Annotated in this window: 19 protein-coding genes; 6 read left to right on the forward strand and 13 right to left on the reverse strand. The window is 65.5% G+C overall.

The features are described from left to right. Window positions 1–154: 154 nt before the first annotated feature. The gene (locus tag HY852_RS14105; RefSeq protein WP_291605350.1) at window positions 155–511 is read right to left on the reverse strand and encodes a hypothetical protein; all 357 of its coding nucleotides are present in this window, start codon (window positions 509–511) and stop codon (window positions 155–157) included. A 164-nt stretch (window positions 512–675) separates the two neighbouring features. Between HY852_RS14105 and HY852_RS14110 the strand changes: the two genes are divergently transcribed. The 3 genes from HY852_RS14110 (at window position 676) to HY852_RS14120 (ending at window position 2132) form a co-directional block, all read left to right on the forward strand. Beyond that, on the forward strand, window positions 676–1035 hold the full coding sequence (locus HY852_RS14110; protein ID WP_291605352.1) for a pilus assembly protein PilZ: 360 nt from the start codon (window positions 676–678) through the stop codon (window positions 1033–1035). A gap of 8 nt (window positions 1036–1043) precedes the next feature. Then, on the forward strand, window positions 1044–1313 hold the full coding sequence (locus tag HY852_RS14115; RefSeq protein WP_291605353.1) for a hypothetical protein: 270 nt from the start codon (window positions 1044–1046) through the stop codon (window positions 1311–1313). A 408-nt stretch (window positions 1314–1721) separates the two neighbouring features. Then, entirely contained in the window at window positions 1722–2132 is a 411-nt protein-coding gene (locus tag HY852_RS14120; protein ID WP_291605355.1) for a hypothetical protein, read from the forward strand. A gap of 203 nt (window positions 2133–2335) precedes the next feature. On the opposite strand, the gene HY852_RS14125 is transcribed toward HY852_RS14120, so the two are convergent. The 5 genes from HY852_RS14125 to HY852_RS14145 form a co-directional block, all read right to left on the reverse strand. Next, complete coding sequence (locus HY852_RS14125) at window positions 2336–3055, reverse strand: ABC transporter ATP-binding protein (protein ID WP_291605357.1); 720 nt, start codon at window positions 3053–3055, stop codon at window positions 2336–2338. Further along, window positions 3048–3815: an ABC transporter ATP-binding protein gene (locus tag HY852_RS14130; RefSeq protein ID WP_291605359.1), complete on the reverse strand. Its 768-nt coding sequence runs from the start codon at window positions 3813–3815 to the stop codon at window positions 3048–3050. The genes HY852_RS14125 and HY852_RS14130 overlap by 8 nt, the downstream gene beginning before the upstream one ends. Further along, window positions 3808–4755 (reverse strand): branched-chain amino acid ABC transporter permease, encoded by a 948-nt coding sequence (locus tag HY852_RS14135; protein WP_291605360.1) that lies wholly within the window; start codon window positions 4753–4755, stop codon window positions 3808–3810. The genes HY852_RS14130 and HY852_RS14135 overlap by 8 nt, the downstream gene beginning before the upstream one ends. Then, window positions 4752–5669 (reverse strand): branched-chain amino acid ABC transporter permease, encoded by a 918-nt coding sequence (locus HY852_RS14140; protein ID WP_291605361.1) that lies wholly within the window; start codon window positions 5667–5669, stop codon window positions 4752–4754. The genes HY852_RS14135 and HY852_RS14140 overlap by 4 nt, the downstream gene beginning before the upstream one ends. A gap of 291 nt (window positions 5670–5960) precedes the next feature. After that, the gene (locus tag HY852_RS14145) at window positions 5961–7133 is read right to left on the reverse strand and encodes an ABC transporter substrate-binding protein (RefSeq protein WP_291605362.1); all 1173 of its coding nucleotides are present in this window, start codon (window positions 7131–7133) and stop codon (window positions 5961–5963) included. Between the two features lie 304 nt (window positions 7134–7437). Between HY852_RS14145 and HY852_RS14150 the strand changes: the two genes are divergently transcribed. Next, window positions 7438–8712 carry an NAD(P)/FAD-dependent oxidoreductase gene (locus tag HY852_RS14150; RefSeq protein WP_291605364.1) on the forward strand — a complete coding sequence of 425 codons (1275 nt, stop codon included), beginning with the start codon at window positions 7438–7440 and terminating at the stop codon, window positions 8710–8712. Between the two features lie 217 nt (window positions 8713–8929). On the opposite strand, the gene HY852_RS14155 is transcribed toward HY852_RS14150, so the two are convergent. Beyond that, on the reverse strand, window positions 8930–10789 hold the full coding sequence (locus HY852_RS14155) for a feruloyl-CoA synthase (RefSeq protein ID WP_291605366.1): 1860 nt from the start codon (window positions 10787–10789) through the stop codon (window positions 8930–8932). A gap of 187 nt (window positions 10790–10976) precedes the next feature. On the opposite strand from HY852_RS14155, the gene HY852_RS14160 reads away from it, so the two are divergent. Continuing rightward, window positions 10977–11486: a MarR family transcriptional regulator gene (locus tag HY852_RS14160; RefSeq protein ID WP_291605368.1), complete on the forward strand. Its 510-nt coding sequence runs from the start codon at window positions 10977–10979 to the stop codon at window positions 11484–11486. 265 nt (window positions 11487–11751) lie between these two features. Continuing rightward, entirely contained in the window at window positions 11752–13542 is a 1791-nt protein-coding gene (gene atzF, locus HY852_RS14165; protein ID WP_291605369.1) for an allophanate hydrolase, read from the forward strand. A 114-nt stretch (window positions 13543–13656) separates the two neighbouring features. Here atzF and HY852_RS14170 read toward each other — a convergent pair whose 3' ends face one another. The 6 genes from HY852_RS14170 to HY852_RS14195 form a co-directional block, all read right to left on the reverse strand. Continuing rightward, complete coding sequence (locus HY852_RS14170) at window positions 13657–13851, reverse strand: hypothetical protein (protein WP_291605371.1); 195 nt, start codon at window positions 13849–13851, stop codon at window positions 13657–13659. A 207-nt stretch (window positions 13852–14058) separates the two neighbouring features. Further along, complete coding sequence (locus HY852_RS14175) at window positions 14059–14766, reverse strand: GntR family transcriptional regulator (protein WP_291605373.1); 708 nt, start codon at window positions 14764–14766, stop codon at window positions 14059–14061. Then, window positions 14763–15158 (reverse strand): oxalurate catabolism protein HpxZ, encoded by a 396-nt coding sequence (gene hpxZ / locus HY852_RS14180; protein WP_291605374.1) that lies wholly within the window; start codon window positions 15156–15158, stop codon window positions 14763–14765. The genes HY852_RS14175 and hpxZ overlap by 4 nt, the downstream gene beginning before the upstream one ends. A gap of 1 nt (window position 15159) precedes the next feature. Continuing rightward, window positions 15160–16554: an AtzE family amidohydrolase gene (locus HY852_RS14185; protein ID WP_291605375.1), complete on the reverse strand. Its 1395-nt coding sequence runs from the start codon at window positions 16552–16554 to the stop codon at window positions 15160–15162. 7 nt (window positions 16555–16561) lie between these two features. Continuing rightward, window positions 16562–16744 (reverse strand): DUF4089 domain-containing protein, encoded by a 183-nt coding sequence (locus HY852_RS14190; protein ID WP_291605376.1) that lies wholly within the window; start codon window positions 16742–16744, stop codon window positions 16562–16564. A 14-nt stretch (window positions 16745–16758) separates the two neighbouring features. After that, window positions 16759–18558 carry an ABC transporter ATP-binding protein gene (locus tag HY852_RS14195; protein ID WP_291605379.1) on the reverse strand — a complete coding sequence of 600 codons (1800 nt, stop codon included), beginning with the start codon at window positions 18556–18558 and terminating at the stop codon, window positions 16759–16761.

The raw sequence follows: 18558 nt of genomic DNA on the forward strand, positions 1-18558 counted from the left end.
CCCGGCGACGAATTCGTTCTTGTCACCGTCGCCCCGCAGATTGACGACGCCTCACGCCCGGTTGGGCTTGAGCCGCCTCCGCGGAGCTTGACTGCAGCAACGGCAGCCAGGACCACGCGGTTTGCCGTACGCGTCCGCCTTTGCCCGTCGAGCGTCACGCGCGCCGGCAAACATGGGCATGAAACACGAGATAGCGTCCCGGCGCGATCACGCGTGGTGCGTTCTCGCGCCACCATGCCGCGGCCTCGGGACTCGATCGACCGAGTATGTCGACCGCCGGCGCAGCGTCGACCGCATAGCCTTCGACCACCTCGGCGCGTCCGAGCAGCAGCGCAAGCAATTGCTTCCACAACGATCGTGGTTGCGACAGCACACCGAAGGTCAGAAACCGGCGATGCTCCTCAGAATCCGCCAGCGGTAGCTCAAGACCGACCCATCTTTCGCGCACCCAGTAGGGGGCGTCGCCGGGTGGAACGGCGACAATCTGAATAGTCCGGCTTTGGAAATTCATGGGATTCGCTCAAGCCAACGCACTTAGCTTTGTGAGCCAGGAACCCCATCGCGTTCACGGCCAGCCCGGTCGGCGCGTTAACCACGGCACAGATTCCAGTGCGTGCACGGGCTGACAACACACGCAAAAGGAGTATTAATGGACCGTTAATTGCGGAGGACTTCATGACCGACCGGCGCCGGCTACCACGAGATCGCGTCTATTACGGCGGACTGCTCGCCTACAACGCGCGGGCCTCCACGCTCGGCTGCCTGGTGCGCAACTTCAACGAACTTGGCGCCAGGATCGAACTCGGCGCCGCCGAGATTCTTCCCTCCGAAGTGGATTTCGTCGTCGAGCGCAGGCAGTTCGCCTGCAGGGCGCGGCTGGTGTGGCGCAGCCAAACCGCAGCGGGCCTCAGGTTCTGCGATCCACTGGAAGCACGAAGCCCCATTCCGCTGGACTGGGCTCGCAAACTGCGGGCCAGCGAACGCGTCAACCAACAGCTGCGGTTGCGCATCGAGCAGCTGTCGTCGGAGCGATGAACAGGCCGATGACGACCGACGTTGAAGCCGGGCAATCGGCAGATTGCGCGTGCGATGTGCTAATCGACGTCGCGACAGCGCCGACTACCGTTTCATCAAGGGTGGTGCGACCCGGACCGCTTCGGCGGCTGCTGCGATTGGCGCTCACCATCTTGACCGCGCAATACACGCTGATCGCCGTCGGCACCGGCCTGTCCGTTGCCGCGACGGTGAAATACGTCGTCAGTCCTCAGGTCATGGCCAGGTTCGAGGCAATATCGACAGCGCTGAAGCGCTAGGGCTGAATGACACGGGCGTTCCTCGCACTTGGGGGCAAGACGAGCGAAGCTTGATCCCGGAGCTTCCCTGTCAGGCACAATCCGGCCCCAAGCGACGAAAACCGGCTTCCTCATGAGATACCACCTCGCGCCTTTGTGAAACGGTTTCGTGCCGAGGTTCCCTGTGAAACATGACGATCGCTCGGCGAAACCATTTTCGCCGGAGCTTGAAAACCGCCCGAAAGGCCGTGGGTGCAATATCACCGGCAACTGATCAAACAATGGAGTGCGATCATGTTGGCACACCTCATCAACATCATCTATCGCCTCTCCCGCCGGGCCAGCCTCGCCGGGATCGGCAAGCACCGCCTTGCTGACTGAACCATCAACTCAGGTAAGACGGATTGACCTGATCATGGGGATCGCACCATGCGCACACTGATCCTGATCGCCGCCGTCGCCTTGGCTTCCGCGACCGCCACCGCGACCGCCGGTCCGTCGCGAGGCTTGAGCCTGGCTGCGGCCGACCCGGTTCAATCGGTCGCCGAACAATCCAAGCCACAGACCGCGGACACGCCGAAAGCCGCTCAGGAGCCCACGACGAAAACGGCTCCTGCCTGCACGACGGCCACCGCCACGGCGCCGCTCACGTCTGTGCAAGCGCCCCTTGCAACGCCGGCCGACGAGCCTGCGAAGGCAACGGTTGCGACCGCGCCTGCAACACCAATCAGCACACCGGTCGCGAGCAAGCCGCAGGAGTCAAGCAGGCCCAGGCACCGCCAGCCGTCCGTGGAATCGCGCGTGATCCGCGAGCTGAACCGCCACGGGATCTACTGGTAATCAGGCGAGCGGGCTTTGCTTCTCGTCATGACCGGGCGTCGTCTCGGCGATCCGAAAGAAGGCGTGCAGGCCCGAAATCGTTGCTCACCAACCTCGTCTTTGCGAGCGAAGCGAAGCAATCCAGAACGTTTCCGCAGGAGCAGTCTGGATTGCTTCCTCGCTTCGCTCCTCGCGATGACGGGGAACGACTGCAGCGAGCGCGCTCAAATGCCGAGATAGCGGTGCTGCAGGTCCGGCTCGGCCATCAGCTGTTCCGAGGTGCCGCTCCACACCGTGCGGCCGCGCTCGATGATGAAGTGGCGGTCGCAGATGCGGGTCAGGTGATCGACATTCTTGTCGATGACGAGAATCGACTGGCCCTGCCCTTTCAGCATCGAAAGGCACTCCCAGATCTCCTGCCGGATCAGCGGCGCGAGACCCTCGGTGGCCTCGTCGAGAATGAGCAGCTTCGGATTGGTCATCAACGCGCGACCGATCGCGAGCATCTGCTGCTCGCCGCCCGAGAGCTGGTCGCCCATGTTGGTGCCGCGTTCGTTCAGGCGCGGAAACAGCGCATGGATCCTTTCCAGCGTCCACGGCGAGGGGCGGCCGAAGCGGTCGGCGGCCGCGGCGATGAGGTTTTCGCGCACCGTGAGGTTGGGAAAGATCTGGCGGCCCTCGGGCACGAGACCGATGCCGAGCTGGGCGATCCGGTAGGACGGCAGGCTCCGCACCTCCTCGCCGGCAAAGCGGATAACCCCTGCCCGCGCCGGCGTCAGGCCCATGATGGAGCGGATGGTCGTGGTCTTGCCCATGCCGTTGCGGCCCATCAGCGACACCATCTCGCCGGTGCCGATCGACAGCGACAGGCCGAACAGCACCTGGCTGAGCCCGTAGCAGGTCTCGATTTCCTCGACTTGAAGAAGCGGGGTGCCGTCAGCCATGGCGCACCACCACGTGCTGCTCGCCGAGATAGGCGCGCTTGACCTCCTCGTTCCGGCGGATCTCCGAAGGCAGGCCCGAGGCGATCACGCGTCCATAGACCATGACCGAAATGCGGTCGGCGAGCGCGAACACCGCCTCCATGTCGTGCTCGACCAGCACGATCGAGACTTCACGCCGCAGCTCCTGCAGCAACCTGACCATTCGCCCGGATTCGGTGGCCCCTAACCCGGCCATCGGCTCGTCAAGCAGGAGCAGCTTCGGCCGCGTCGCAAGCGCGACCGCAAGCTCGAGTTCACGCTGCTCGCCATGGCTGAGCCTCGAGACCAGGACGTCGGCGCGATGGGTGAGCCCGACGCGTTCGAGCGCGGCGTGCGCGGCCTCGCGCAAGCCCCTTTCTTTCCGCGCGTCGGCGAAAAAGCGGAACGAATGTCCGTCATGCGCCTGCGCCGCCAGCGCGACATTGTCAGCCGCGGTGAAGTCTGTGAGGAGCGAAGTGATCTGGAACGAGCGCGCCAGCCCGAGCGCGCTACGTCGGTATGCGGGCAGGCCGGAAATATCGCGCCCCCCGAGCCAGATGCTGCCGGAATTGGGCGTCAGATGTCCGGTGAGCTGGGCGATCAGCGTGGTCTTGCCGGCGCCGTTCGGCCCGATGATGGCATGCAGTTCGCCCTGCGCGACATCGAGCGAGACATGGTCGGTCGCGATGATGCCGCCGAAGCGGCGCACCAGCTTTTCGACGCGGAGCAGCGGTTCAGCCACGGTCGAGCCTCCCCAGCGTTCCCATGATGCCGCCACGGCCGAACAGCACGATCAGGAGCAACAGCGGGCCCATGATCAGCGCCCAGTATTCGGTGACTTGCGACAGCACTTCCTCCAGCACGAGAAAGGCCACGGCGCCGGCCACGGGACCGAACAGCGTCCCCATGCCGCCGAGGATCACCATCACCATGAGATCGCCCGAGCGCGTCCAGTACATCATGGCGGGACTGACGAAATCGGTGTTGTTGGCGAGCAGCGCGCCGGCGAGCCCGCACAGCGTTCCCGAGATGACGAAGCAGACCAGGCGATAGCGTTTGGCGGGAAAGCCGATCGCCTGCATGCGCTGCTCGTTGGAGCGCAGCCCCTGCACCACGAGGCCGAAGCGGGAGTTGATGATGCGCCATATCAGGAACACCGCGCCCAGGAGGCAGGCGAGGCAGAGATAATAGAACTGAACGCGATTAGAGAGATCGACCAGGCCGGAGAAGTCGCTGCGCTTGTAGATCGTGAGGCCATCGTCGCCGCCGTAGCGTGCAAGCCCGGAGGCGACGTAATAGGCCATCTGCGCAAAGGCGAGCGTGATCATGATGAAGTAGACGCCGCGCGTGCGCAAGGAGAGCGCGCCGATCACCACGGCGTAGAGCGCGGATGCCGCGAGCGCCACCGGCCACTGGATGAAACCCGAGCCGACGCCCTCCTGCGCCAGGATGCCGACAGCATAGCCGCCGATGCCGAGATAGGCGGCGTGGCCGAAGCTCATCATGCCGCCGTAGCCCATGATGAGGTTGAGACTCGCGGCCGCCATAGCCAGGATGACGATGCGGGTAAACAGCGTCAGCACGAAGATGTTGCCGGTGAGGTGCGAATAGAGCGGCAGCAGGACGAGGCCTGCCACCGTCAGGGCCGCGACGGCCTGGCGCGCGTTCAAACCCTTGCTCATCGTCGGTTGGCCGGAAACAGCCCCTCCGGACGCACCACCAGCACGAGCGCCATTAACAGATAGATCAGCATCGAGGACAGCGCCGGCGCCGCGGTTGAAGCCGCGGCGGAGTTCAACACCTGCCGCAGCAGGTCGGGCAGGAAGGCGCGGCCGAGGGTGTCGATCATGCCGACGAAGATCGCCGCCATGAACGCGCCGCGGATCGAGCCGATGCCGCCGATCACGATGATGACGAAGGCGAGGATCAGGATGTTCTCGCCCATGCCGATCTGCACGGTGAGGATCGGCGCCTGCATCAGTCCGGCAAGGCCGGCGAGCACCGCCCCGAGGCCGAACACCAGCGTATAGAGCAGCTTGATGTTGATGCCGAGCGCGCCGATCATCTCCCGGTTGGAGGCCCCGGCGCGGATCAGCATGCCGATCCTGGTGCGCATCACGCCGAGATAGAGCAGCAGCGCCACCGCCAGCGCGACCACGATGATCGCGAGCCGGTAGGCCGGATAATAGACGCCGGGCAGAATCTCGACCGGCACGCTGAGCCAGGACGGCAGCGGCAGCGCCAGTCCCGCCGGTCCCCAGATCAGCCGCACCGCCTCGTTGAAGAACAGGATCAGGCCGAAGGTCGCCAGCACGTGATCGAGGTGGTCGCGGCCGTAGAGATGCCGCAGCGCCGTGACCTCGAGCACGATGCCGAGCACAAGCGTCGCGCCCAGCGCCAGCAGCGCCCCCAGCAGGAAGCTGCCGGTCCAGGCGGCGAAGGTCGCCGCGAAATAGGCGCCCATCATGTAGAGGGAGCCGTGCGCCAGGTTGACGAGGTCCATGATGCCGAACACCAGCGTCAGGCCCGCGGCAAGCAGGAACAGGAGCAGCCCGAACTGCAATCCGTTCAGAATTTGTTCGACGAGCAACAGCATCAGTGTTCGAAATGGTCCAGAGGGCGACGATCGGATCTACATTTCCGCAGATAGGTCGTTTCGCAAGAAGCGAAGCGGAATGCGAAACGGGGGTGGGGTGACAGTATCTCCGCATCGGAGACTGTCCGAGTTGAGAGATCACCCCACCCCGTCTCACATTTCGCTGCGCTCATGTGAGCCGACCCTCCCCCTCCAGGGGAGGGTAACTTTCGTGCTGCTGCCGGCTCGATCCAATCTCGTCTTTTAAACGGTCAGCCAAGCGCCGAGCCGCTGCCGCCATATCCTGCCCGATCACTTCATCGGACACTTGCCGTGGAAACGATCCTGGTCGTTCTCGACGATCGTGGCAACCGTCTTCAGCGACAACTGGCCGTCGGCGTCCTTCACCACGTCCTGCAGGTAGAAGTTCTGGATCGGGATGTGGTTGTTGCCGTATTTGAACGAGCCGCGCACCGACTTGAAGTTCACCTTCTCCATCTCGGCCTTCATCGCGTCCTTCTTGGTGAGGTCGCCGCCAACCGCCACGACGGCGCTGTTGATGAGATGCGCCGCGTCATAGGACTGCGCGCCGTAGAAGCTCGGGCGCAGATTCGGATACTTCTTGCGATAGTCGGCGACGAAACGCTTGTTCTGCTCGTTGGGCAGGTCGTTGACCCATTCCTGCGCGCCGGGCACTCCCAGCGCGTTCTCCTTCTGCAGCGGCAGGGACAGTTCGTCGATGGTGAAGGCGGTATAGAGCGGAATCTGGTTCTTCAGCCCCGCCTGCACATACTGATTGAGGAACTGCACGCCGGCGGCCCCCGGATAGAACACGAAGATCGCCTCGGCCTTGGAGTTGCGCGCCTTGGTGAGCTCGGCGGAGAAGTCGAGCTGGCTCGGCCAAACCGTATATTCCTCGCCGAGCACCTGGCCCTTGAACGTGCTCTTGACGCCCGCCAGCATGTCCTTGCCGGCGGCATAGTTCGGCCCGATCAGGAACACCGACTTGATGCCCTTCTGGTTCATATAGAGGCCCATGGCCTGGGGCGTCTGGTCGTTCTGCCAGGAGGTCGAGAACACGTAAGGCGAGCACAATTCGCCTGCGAGCTGCGAGGGTCCGGCGTTCGCCGAAATCAGGAAGGTCTTCGAGTCGACTGCGCTCTTCAGCGAGGCCAGCAGCACGTTGGACCAGATGTAGCCGACGATGAAGTCGACCTTGTCCGACTGCACGAGCTTCTCGGTCTTCTGCTTGCCGACATCAGGCTTCTGCTGGTCGTCCTCGTAGATGACCTCGACCGGCTTGCCGCCCATCTTGCGCCCGAGATGATCGAGCGCGAGCTCGAACGAGTTGCGCATGTCGTTGCCGATGACGGCCGTCGGGCCGCTAAACGTCGAGACGAAGCCGATCTTGATGCTGTCGGCGGCCGACGCCGAGCCCGCCAGCGCAAGCGCTGCAGCGCCCGCCAGCCAGGATGCGATCCTCATAACCATTCCCTTCCCTTGGTTTGATTGTTCTCGGAAGACGGGGCTGCCATCCTCCGGATGATCCATTTTGAGCGCAAAATCCCTCTGGTCGCTACTGGGTGAGCGACTTTTTCTGCACCATAATTCGCAAGCACCGCCCCTGGCAAGAATTATAGTTCTCCTCAACCTGAGAGCGGCCTGCGACGCTTTGCGTGCTTGCCCGCGATGCGCGCAAGCTATGCTTCGATCGGCGGTCGCTATTGCACCCATGCTGCGGCGCTACTTAGCTAGTTGATAGAGACGCACAAATCGGAGGCCTCCTGCCATGAGCACGACGCCCGCAAAGCCGCACCGCGTCGTGATCGTCGGCGCCGGTTTCGGTGGACTGGAAGCCACCTATCGCCTGGCCGGCGCGCCGGTCTCGATCACGGTGATCGATCGCCGCAACCATCATCTGTTCCAGCCGCTGCTGTACCAAGTCGCGACCGCTTCGCTGGCGACATCCGAGATCGCCTGGCCGATCCGCTATCTCCTGCGCGACCGCAGGGACGTGACCACATTGTTCGCCACCGTGACGGGCATCGCTGCAGACCGGCGTTGCGTGGTGCTGGAGGACGGCAGCGAGGTGGCCTACGACACGCTCGTGCTCGCGACCGGCGCGCGCCACGCCTATTTCGGCCACGACGAATGGGAGAAATGGGCGCCGGGCCTGAAGACGCTGGAGGACGCGACCACCTTGCGGCGACACATCCTGGTGGCGTTCGAGCGCGCCGAGCGCGAGACCGATCCGGAGCGACGGGCGGCACGGCTGACCTTCGTCATCATCGGCGCCGGTCCGACCGGCGTCGAGCTTGCCGGCACCATCGCCGAGCTGGCGCACCACACGCTGCCGCCCGACTTCCGCAACGTCGACACCCGCAAGGCGCGCGTGGTGCTGATCGAGGCGGGTCCGCGCGTGCTCGCCGGCTTTGCCGACGATCTCTCGGCCTACGCCCAGCGGTCGCTCGAAAGCATCGGCGTCGAAGTCGTGCTGGACCAGCCAGTCACCGAGATCGATCGCGACGGGGTCGTCTCTGGCGGCCAGAGGCTCAACGCGAAAACAATCATCTGGGCGGCGGGCGTACGCGCCTCGCGTGCGGCGGAATGGCTTTCCGCGCCCCACGACCGTGCCGGGCGACTGATCGTCGAGCCCGACCTCACCGCGCCCGGCCATCCCGAGATCTTTGCCATCGGCGACACGGTGACGATCAACGCCTGGAACGGCAAGCCGGTGCCCGGCATCGCGCCGGCGGCCAAGCAGGAGGGGCGTTATGTCGCAGCCATGATCAAGGCGCGCCTCAACGGCGAGAAGCTTGCTCCCTTCCGCTACAAGCACGCCGGAAGTCTGGCACAGATCGGCAAGCGCCTCGCGGTGATCGATTTCGGCCGCATCAAGCTGCGCGGCGCCCTCGCGTGGTGGATCTGGGGCATCGCCCACATCTACTTCCTCATCGGCCTGCGCCACCGCCTCGCGGTCGCGCTCACCTGGCTGTGGATCTACCTGCGCGACCAGCGCGCCGCGCGCCTGATCACCCAAGGCAGCAGCAAGGTGGTGGGGTGATCCTTCTCCCTCTCCCCGCTCGCGGGAGAAATGGTCGCGTGCGCGCATCCAGTACATCCCGCTGTCTCGCTCAAGCACCAGGCCCCGACGAACGCTCTCAACCTCATGGTGAGGAGGCGCGGTAGCGCCGTCTCGAACCATGAGGCCACGCTCGGGCCTCATCCTTCGAGACGCCTGCTTCGCAAGCTCCTCAGGATGCGGAGATACAGCGCACACCTCAGGCGCAGCGTATCCATTCGCTGCAACTGTCGTCGTTCAGCTTCGCCACTGCATCGGCGCGGCGGGTCAGCACGGCGCGCTGGTTGATGTAGCCCTTGTCGGTGATCTCGCCGCCGTCAACCGAAGGCGGCTCGGCCAGGAGCAGCGCCCGCGTGGCATGGCCCGACGAATTGCCGCTCTGCGCCTTGAGCGCCGCCAGCCCTTTGGCGATCGCGCTGCGGACCGCCTCGTGACCGATCACCTCGGCAACGGACGCGCTGTCGGGCAGGCCGGCATGCGCGCGGCAGGCGACAAGGTTCGGGAACACCAGGAAGCGCACCTCGTCGCCGTTATGGCCGCACACGACGATGTCCTGCGCCAGGGGCGCCAGCGCCGCGATGCCGGCGACGCGCAGCGTGCCGACGCTGACCCAGGTGCCGGAATTGAGCTTGAAGTCCTCGGCGACGCGGCCGTCGAAGAACAGGCCGAGCTCCGGGCGATCCGGATCAGCGAACTTCACGGCATCGCCGATCAGATAGAAGCCCTCTTCATCGAAGGCCTTCGCGGTCAGGTCCGGCGCCTTCCAGTAGCCCGGCGTGACATTGGGGCCGCGCACGCGCACCTCCAGCTTGTCGCCGGAGGCGACGAGCTTCAGCTCGGTGCCGGGGATCGGCACGCCGATATTGCCGGAGCGGCTGGCCTGGAAATGGCAATCGGTGGCGAGCGGCGAGGTCTCGGTCGCGCCCCAGGCCGAAACCATCGGCAGTGCGCGACCGACGGTGTTCACCGACAGATCCTCGATGGCATCCCACATGTTCTGCGGCAATGCCGCGCCGGCATAGAAGGCGAACTTCACCTCGCTGAAGAAGCGTCGGCGCAACTCGTCGTCGCCGCGCAGCGCCGAGATCAGCATGTCGAAGCCGCGCGGCACGTTGAAATAGACCGTCGGCATCACGCTTCTGAGGTTAGCGAGCGAGGTTGCGAACAGGCCGGGCACCGGCTTGCCGCCGTCGATATAGAGCGAGCCGCCGTTGCGCAGCACCAGGTTGAAATTGTGGTTGGCGCCGAAGGTGTGGCTCCAGGGCAGCCAGTCGAGGATCACGAGGTCCTCGCGTGCCGCCTCGAGGAAGCTCCAGGTCTGCGCCTTCGCCTCCTGGCTCGAGGTCAGCATGCGCTGGGTGTTGATCACCGCCTTGGGCGTTCCGGTCGAACCGGAAGTGAACAGGAACTTGGCGATCGTATCCGGCGTGATGGCGGCGAAGGCCGCGTCGACCTCCGGCGTCACTGCCGTTGCCGCGATCGCGCTGAAGGGGATCGCGTTGCTGTCGCCGGCATCGCTGCTCACGACCTTGGCCCGGTGCAGCGGATCGATCGCTTCGAGCGCGGCGGCAAAGGACTTGGTGCTCGCGACATAGATGGCGCCGGGCTCGAGCAGGCTGACCATGCTCTTGAGCTTGTCGAAATCCTTCGACATCAGCGAATAGGCCGGCGAGATCGCCGCCGACGGCACGCCGACATGCATGGCCGCGAGCGCGAACAGCGCGTGATCGACGCTGTTGTCGCTGAGGATGACGAGCGGATGCGCTTCGCTCAGGCCCTGCGCCAGGATCCAGGCGGCGACGGCACGCACCTGTCGCAGCGCCTCCCTGTAGGTGACTTTCCGCCACGGCGCATCGGCGCTGGCGCGCTCGGCGAGGAATACCCTGTCGGGCGTCTGCCGCGCCCACTGCTCCAGCCAGTCACCGATACAGCGGGCGGCTTCGCGCAAGGGAACGGTTGATGTCAGGATGATGCTGCCATCGCTCCTGCGGTCGGCGACGATCGAGGGCACGGCGAACAGGGATTCGGGATTGTCGCGACGCGCAACGGCAATCGGCATGGTTTCCTCCTCATCGCCCGTCTTTGCCGGGCCTTGCCGGGGTGCGCCTTGCACCGGCCGGCTGCAGCCTCGGTCGGGCTGCTTTCGCTTTATGTTGCTGCGCGCAATTGTTGTCGTCAACAACAATCTTTCCCTCACCGTGCTATCACGCTACAAGGGGCACGACAGCGGAGGAATGAGGAATCAGGTGTCCAACAGGATTGCTGCGTCGCGACGAATTTCCGCAGATGCGAACGGAACCGAGAGGGACCGGACGCGAGCAGATCAGGGCGATCGCGAGATCATCCTCGACGGACTCGCCGACCACGCCGGGTACGCCGTGCGACGCTTCCAGCTCTGGATCTTCCAGGATTTCGTCAAGACGCTGGCCGAGGTCGATATCACCCCGTCGCAATATTCCGTCCTGACGGTGATCGGTGCCAACGCGGGCCTCAGCCAGATGGCGGTCGCCAAGCGCCTCGGCATCGAGCGCGCGCGATTGGTGCATCTGCTCGACAGCCTCGAGCACCGCAAGCTGGTCAAGCGCGTCCAGTCCGTGAGCGACCGGCGTTCCCACGCGCTGCACCTGACCTCGCATGGTCAAACCTCCTTGCAGCGTTTCAAGAAGCTGGCGGCCGAGCATGAACGTCACGTCGCCGAGAAGATCGGCAAGAAGAACCGCGAACAGCTGATCGAAATCCTGTCCGTGTTCACCTGAGGCGCGCCGGTCGACCGGATTGGACTCCCATCAGCTCGGCCCTCGACTGCCTATAAGTTAGGCACTCGCGCCTTGCGAAGCGCCGGTGTCGTGCCTTGCGCGATCACATAAATCATTGATTCTTATGAATTGTTTTTCTGATCCGCCGCGGCTTGGCATTGTACACAATGGCACATCGCTTGCTTCGGTGATGCCAGCTTTCGAACCCGGAGTACGTGCAACCGTGATACCTCAGGCGGACATCGTTTCGGATCGGAGGGCCGGCGTGACTGAAACCGTCGCCTCGATCGTCGCCGCGCATCGCGCGGGCACGCGCACGCCGGCGGAAACGGTCGCGCGCAGCTTTGCGCGCATCCGCGACCATGCCGACCCGGCCGTCTTCATCAGCCTGCGCGAGGAGAAGGACGCGCTCGCCGAGGCGGAGCACCTTGCCTCGCGAACAGACGCCGCCGAACTTCCGCTTTTCGGCGTGCCCGTCGCGGTGAAGGACAATATCGACGCGCTCGGTTTCCCGACCACCGCCGCCTGCCCCGCTTACGCCTACACGCCGACCCGGGATGCCACCGCGGTGGCGCGGTTGCGCGCAGCCGGCGCCATCATCATCGGCAAGACCAATCTCGACCAGTTCGCGACCGGGCTCGTCGGCGTGCGCTCGCCCTACGGCATTCCGAAAAACCCGGTGTGCGGCGACCTCGTCCCGGGCGGGTCGAGCTCGGGCTCGGCGGTTGCCGTGTCCGCCGGTCTGGTGCCGCTCTCGCTCGGCACCGACACCGCCGGTTCAGGCCGCGTGCCGGCGATGCTCAACAACATCGTCGGCCTCAAGCCGAGCCTCGGCATGATATCGACCGCAGGCGTCGTACCCGCCTGCCGGACGCTCGACTGCGTCTCGGTCTTCGCACTCACCGTCGACGATGCCGCAGCAGCACTTGCCGCGATGGCCGCGCCCGACAGCGCGGATCCTTTCTCGCGCGACCGGCCGCTCGGCGCGCTCACGCGCTTTCCGGACAAGGTGCGGCTGGGCGTGCCGCGCAGCGGCCAGTTGATGTTCTTCGGCGACAAGGCCGCGGAGGCGGCCTATGGCGATGCGCTCAAGCGCTGGACCGCCCTTGGCACGATCCTCGTCGAGTTCGACCTCGAGCCGTTCTATGAAACGGCGCGACTGCTTTACGAAGGCCCATGGGTCGCCGAGCGGTTTCTCGTCCTGCGCGACCTGCTTGCATCCTCGCCGGATGCAATTCACCCGGTCACGCGCGAGATCACCGCCGCCGGCGCGCGCCTGACTGCCGCGGAGACTTTCGCCGCGCTCTACCGCCTGCAGGCGTTGCGCAAGATCGCCGAACGCACCTTCCTCGATCTCGACGCGATGGTGCTGCCGACGGCGCCGACGGCCTATGCGATCGCGCAGGTGCTGGCAAATCCGGTCGAGCTCAACAGCCGACTCGGGACCTATACCAATTTCGTCAACCTGCTCGATCTCTGCGGCCTCGCCTTGCCCGCGGCGATGCGCCGTGACGGAATCCCGTTCGGCATCACGCTGCTCGCTCCCGCGGGCAACGATGCAATGCTTGCTTCAATCGGCCGCGTCTTCCATGCGGACACCAATCTCACGCTTGGCGCCACGGGCGTTCCCCACTCGCCGCTGGCCGCGCTGCCGGCAACTACCTGTGCCGACGAGATTGCGATCGCGGTCGTCGGCGCGCATCTGTCCGGCATGGCGCTCAACAGCGAGCTGACAGCGCTCGGCGGGCGCCTTTTGGAGGCGGCCTCGACCGCGCCGGACTACAAGCTCTATGCGCTCGACACGACGCCGCCGAAACCGGGCATGCTGCGCGTCGAAAGCGGCAAGGGATCGGCGATCGAGCTGGAGGTGTGGGCGTTGTCGGCAGCGTCCTTCGGCAAGTTCGTCGCTGCCGTGCCGCCGCCGCTTTCGATCGGCACCATCAACCTTGCCGACGGCCGCACCGTAAAGGGCTTCATCGTCGAGCCCGCCGCGGTTTCCAGGGCGCGCGACATCTCCGCCTTCGGCGGCTGGCGCGCGTACGTGGCCGCGAAATAGGACGGGGTAGCAGCAATCACACCGTCATTGCGAGGAGCGAAAGCGACGAAGCAATCCAGTATGTGGCAAGAACTGGATTGCTTCGCTTTCTCGCAACGACGGTGTTTTGCTGGATTACGTCGGGCGCGAACTGGTCGATTTCGGTGCCTTGATGAGGCCGGACAGCACCTCGGCAGAGGTCTCGAACATGGCGGCAAGCTGCGGTTCGTCGACCTTGCGGATGTCCTCACGCAGATGCGTCACCGTCTCCTGCAGACGCTGCTTCGTCTTCTGGGTGTGGTGCCTGGGATCTTTGTTGGAGGAGGCCATGAGTTTCTCCTGATCCGGATGGATCGACAGGAGAAAACGACGCGCCTCGATGCAGGTTTGCCAGCAAGCCGGTGTTTCACCTCATGGTGAAGAGGCGCGAATGCGGCGTCTCCGGACGATGCTTCGCATCGCCGGTACCATGAGGCCCGCGGTGGCCTCATCCTTCGAGACGCTTGCTGCGCAAGCTCCTCAGGATGAGGAAACCAACTACACCGAAACCGCGTAAATCTCGTATTCGCTGCGCACGAGCTCGATGTGGGCGCGCATGGCGGCGGCGGCCCCTTGCCGGTCGCCGCGCATGATCGCCACCACGACGCGGTCATGCTCGGCCTGCGACTTCGCGAGACGTCCCAGGTTGCGGAACTGGGCGCGGCGGAACGGCTGCACCCGCGCCCGCGTCGCCATCGTGATCTCGGCGATGTAGCCGTTGTGGGAACCGGTGTAGATCGCGTTGTGAAAGCGCTCGTTCACCTCGTGGAAGCGCTCGGGATTGCCGGCATGACTGAGGACGCGCAGGTCCTCGTGAATGGCCTCGAGGGCGTGCCGCTCGGCGGGCGACATGCGCTCGGCAGCGAGCCCCGCGCACAGCCCTTCCAGCTCGGCCATCGCCTCGAACATGCCGGTCAGCCGCTCGAGCGAAGGCTGCGCCACCACCGCGCCGCGATGCGCGCGCGCCTCGATCAGTCCGCTTGCCGCAAGCTGCCGCAGCGCCTCGCGCACCGGCGTGCGCGAGACGTTGAAGCGCCGCGCGATTTCGGTTTCGTCCAGTGGCGCGCCGGGCGGCAGGGTTCCGCGCACGATCTCGTCGGCCAGCTGCAGCCGCAGCTCCTCGGCGCGGGTGACCCTCGCTGCCGGCTGCTGCGAACGGCCGACGCGCGGCACGAGCGGCCTGGCCGGGAGGTCATCAAGACTCATGGCTTATCCTTCGGCTCGTCGATGACGCTGACATGAGCGCCGACGATCCGCCAGCCTTGCGGAAACCGGACCCAGGTCTGCATCTGCCGCCCGATCCGGCCGGGCAGGCTGTCGCGATAGAACAGCGTCGAAGCGACCGCGGTATCGCGGCCATAGGTGGTGATGACGGTCTTGTCGGTCCTGCGCATCAGGCCGGCGGGCGAGCGCGCGGCGCGGAAGCCGGCGATGGCATCATGGCCGTAGAGGATTTCACCGATGCCGTAGCGAATCGTCCGGGGATCCTTGTGGAACAGCTCGTTCAGCACGGCGATATCGTTGGTGACCAGCGCCTTCTCATAGCGCTCGAACTGCGCGGTGACTTCCGCAAGCACGTCAGGCAGGTCGATCTCCATACTATAGTCCCCTCGGCGAAGGCGCGGCCACGACGCCCATGCGTTCCAGCGCGTAAGCAACCCGCAGCGCGATGTCCTCGCGCCACGGCGCGGCGATGATCTGCACCCCGATCGGCAGCGGTTCGAGCGGCACAGGCACGACCACCACGGGCAGGCCGATGAACGAGATCGGCTGGGTGTGGATGCCGATATTGGCGCGCACCGGGAGCTCGACCCCGTCGAGCACGAAGGTCGCCTGCCCGAGCTTCGGCGCGATGCAGGGCGTGGCCGGCGCGATCAGCACATCGACCGACTCGAACAGCTCGGCCACTCGCGCGCGGTACCAGCGGCGGAATTTCTGGGCGCGATCGACAAGGGCCGCCGGCACCATGGCGCCGGCGAACAGCCGATCGCGTACCGCGGGATCGAAATCATGCGGACGCTTGCGCAGGCGATCGAGGTGAAGGGACGCGCCTTCGGTGGTGGTGATGACATAGGCCGCGGCGCGGGCGCGCGAGGCCTCGGGGACTTCCACCACCTGCGTAGAGTCGAGCGCCTTGGCGACGCGGCCGACCGCCTCCACCGCTTCCGGGAACAGATTGTTCTGGAAATGGCCGCCGGCAATTGCGATGCGCAGGTCGCCGAGGCCTTCGCAGATGAGCGGCGTCACCGGCTCGACCGGCCTCATCGTGCAGGCGGCATCGTCGGGATCGGGCCCCTGCATCGCGTCATAGGCGAGCGCGAGGTCCGAGACCGATCGCGCGAACGGACCGAGGTGGTCGAGGCTCGCGACGAACGGAAACGAGCGGGCGCGCGACAGGCGCCCATAGGTCGGCTTGAGGCCGAAGATGCCGCAGAACGAGGACGGCACGCGGATCGAGCCGTTGGTGTCCGAGCCGAGCGCGATCGGCACCAGGCCGCCGCCGACCGCGGCGCCGGAGCCTCCCGAGGAGCCGCCGGTCATCCGCGTGGGGTCATGCGGATTGCGCGAGGGGCCGTCATGAACGTTCTCGCCGGTGAAGTCATAGGCGTATTCGCCCATGTTGAGCGCGCCGACGAGCACCGCGCCTGCCGCCTCCATGCGCTCGATCAGCGTGGCATCGCGCCTGGCCGGCGGCAGGTCGCGGTTGATCTTGGAGCCGGCGCGCGTCGGCAGTCCTTCGACGTCGAACAGGTTCTTCACCGCAAAAGGCACGCCGGCGAGCGGGCCGACCTTCTTGCCCGAGGCAATTGCCGTATCCACCGCGCGCGCCCTGGCGCGGGCACGCTCGGCGGTCACGTCGGTGAACGCATTGAGGATGCCGTCGTGCTGCTTGATGCGCGCCAGTGCCGCGTCCGTGGCATCGAGCGCCGACATCCTGCGACCCGCCACTGCGCTGGCAATTTCCGCGGCCGTCATTTTGAGCGGGGTGGTCATGGCACCCTCACGCGACAAAGACAGGCGCCGGCTCGGCATCGTCCGGCAACGGGAACTCGTCGACCAGCCGCGCCATCCTCAGCGACACTTCCAGATTGACCCTCACCATCGGCAGCCACGCTTCCTCGATGGGGAGCGCCAGCGCCTGCGACGCGGCGTGGATGTAATCGTCAAGCGGATCGGCGGCCATCGTTCTTCAAACCCTCAATGCACCCGCAGCGGCGGATGCGGGATCGCCGTCAGCAGCTCCTTGGTGTAGGCGTCCTGCGGATCGCCCAACACCCGCTCGGCGGAGCCCTCTTCGACTACTCTCCCGCTGCGCATGACAATGACACGATCGCACAACAGGCGCACCACATTCAAATCATGCGAGACGAACAGATAGCTCATTCCTAAGGATTGCTTCAGGTCCTGCAGCAGATTGAGCACCACCGCCTGCACCGAAACGTCGAGTGCGGCGGTCGGCTCGTCAAGGACAACGAGCTTCGGACTGAGCGCGATGGCGCGGGCGATGCCGACACGGGCCTTCTGGCCGCCCGACAATTGATGCGGGAAGCGATCGAGCAGATTGAGCGGCAACCCGACCATCGTCGCCAGTTCCTCGCAGCGGGCGCGCAGGGCATCGCGGCCCGAAACGCCCCCGAGCTGCATCACCGGATCGGCAATCGCGCGTGCCGCAGTGAAGCGCGGGTTGAGGCTGTCGGTCGGATCCTGGAACACCATCTGGATGCGGCTGCGCAGCGGCAGCCGGGCAAAGGCGTTCGGCAGGACATTGCCGATCTCCTCGCCGTCGAAATTGATCCGGCCCGAGGTCTGGTCGAGGAGCCGCATCACCATCATCGAGGTGGTCGACTTGCCGCAGCCGGATTCCCCGACGAGGCCGACACTCTCGCCGTGACCGACAAAGAAGGAGATGCCGTCGACGGCGCGAAAGACGTCCGGCTCGACCGGCGGCTTGGGGCCGAACAACTTGGCCAGCAGCGCGGTCGTGCCCTGGCGCGGATATTCCTTCACCAGGTTTTCGACCAGGAGGAGCGGCTTGGCACTCGCGGCGGCGTCCTTCTGCTCGTCGCCCCCGGGCTTGACCCGGGGGTCCATCGAAGCAGAAGCGTCGTTCGAAGCCGGATGGATGGCCGGATCAAACCCGGCCATGACGGGCGAAGCTTGGGGCGTGCTCGCCTCGTCCTCCGGCAGGAGATCGCGCAACGCTGCACCGATCCGCGGCGTCGCACGCATCAGCCTGCGGGTGTAGGGATGCTGGGGTTTGGCGAAGATGTCGGCCGACTTCGCGGTCTCGACCACGCGGCCTTTCTCCATGACGACCACGCGGTCGCAATAGGCTGCCGCAAGGCCCAGATCATGCGTGATCAGGATGGTGGACATCGACCGCCGCTTCGTCAGCTCGACAATGAGGTCCATCACCGCCTTCTGCGTCGTGACGTCGAGGCCGGTGGTCGGTTCGTCGGCAATCAGGAGCTGCGGATTGCAGGCGAGCGCGAGCGCGATGACGACACGCTGGCACATGCCGCCCGACAGCTCGAACGGGTAGGCATGGTAACGCTCGCGCGCACGGGCGATCCTGACCTGCTCCAGCGCCTCGATCGCCTTCTCGCCGCGGTCGCTGGTCGTCGATTGCAGGTGCTGGCGCAGCACGTCCTCGATCTGGTCGCCGACCTTGCGGATAGGGTTGAGCGCGGCGCGCGGATTCTGGAAGATCATCGAGATCTCGCGGCCGCGCAGGTCGCGCATCTCGTCTTCGCTCGCGCCCCTCACGTCGATGCCGGAGAACATCACCGAGCCCTCGGCGATCCGGCCGGCGCGGTCGAGGATCCGCATCACCGCATAGGAGGTCACCGACTTGCCCGAGCCGGACTCGCCGACGATGCCGAGCGTCTCGCCCTTGCCGACGGAGATATCGACGTGCTGCACCGCCTTGACGATGCCGCGCCGGGTGGTGAATTCGACGGTGAGATCCCTGACGTCGAGCAGCGGCCGCGCGGTCAT

This window comes from Bradyrhizobium sp. (assembly GCF_016213215.1).
In the GTDB taxonomy this organism is placed as follows: domain Bacteria; phylum Pseudomonadota; class Alphaproteobacteria; order Rhizobiales; family Xanthobacteraceae; genus Bradyrhizobium.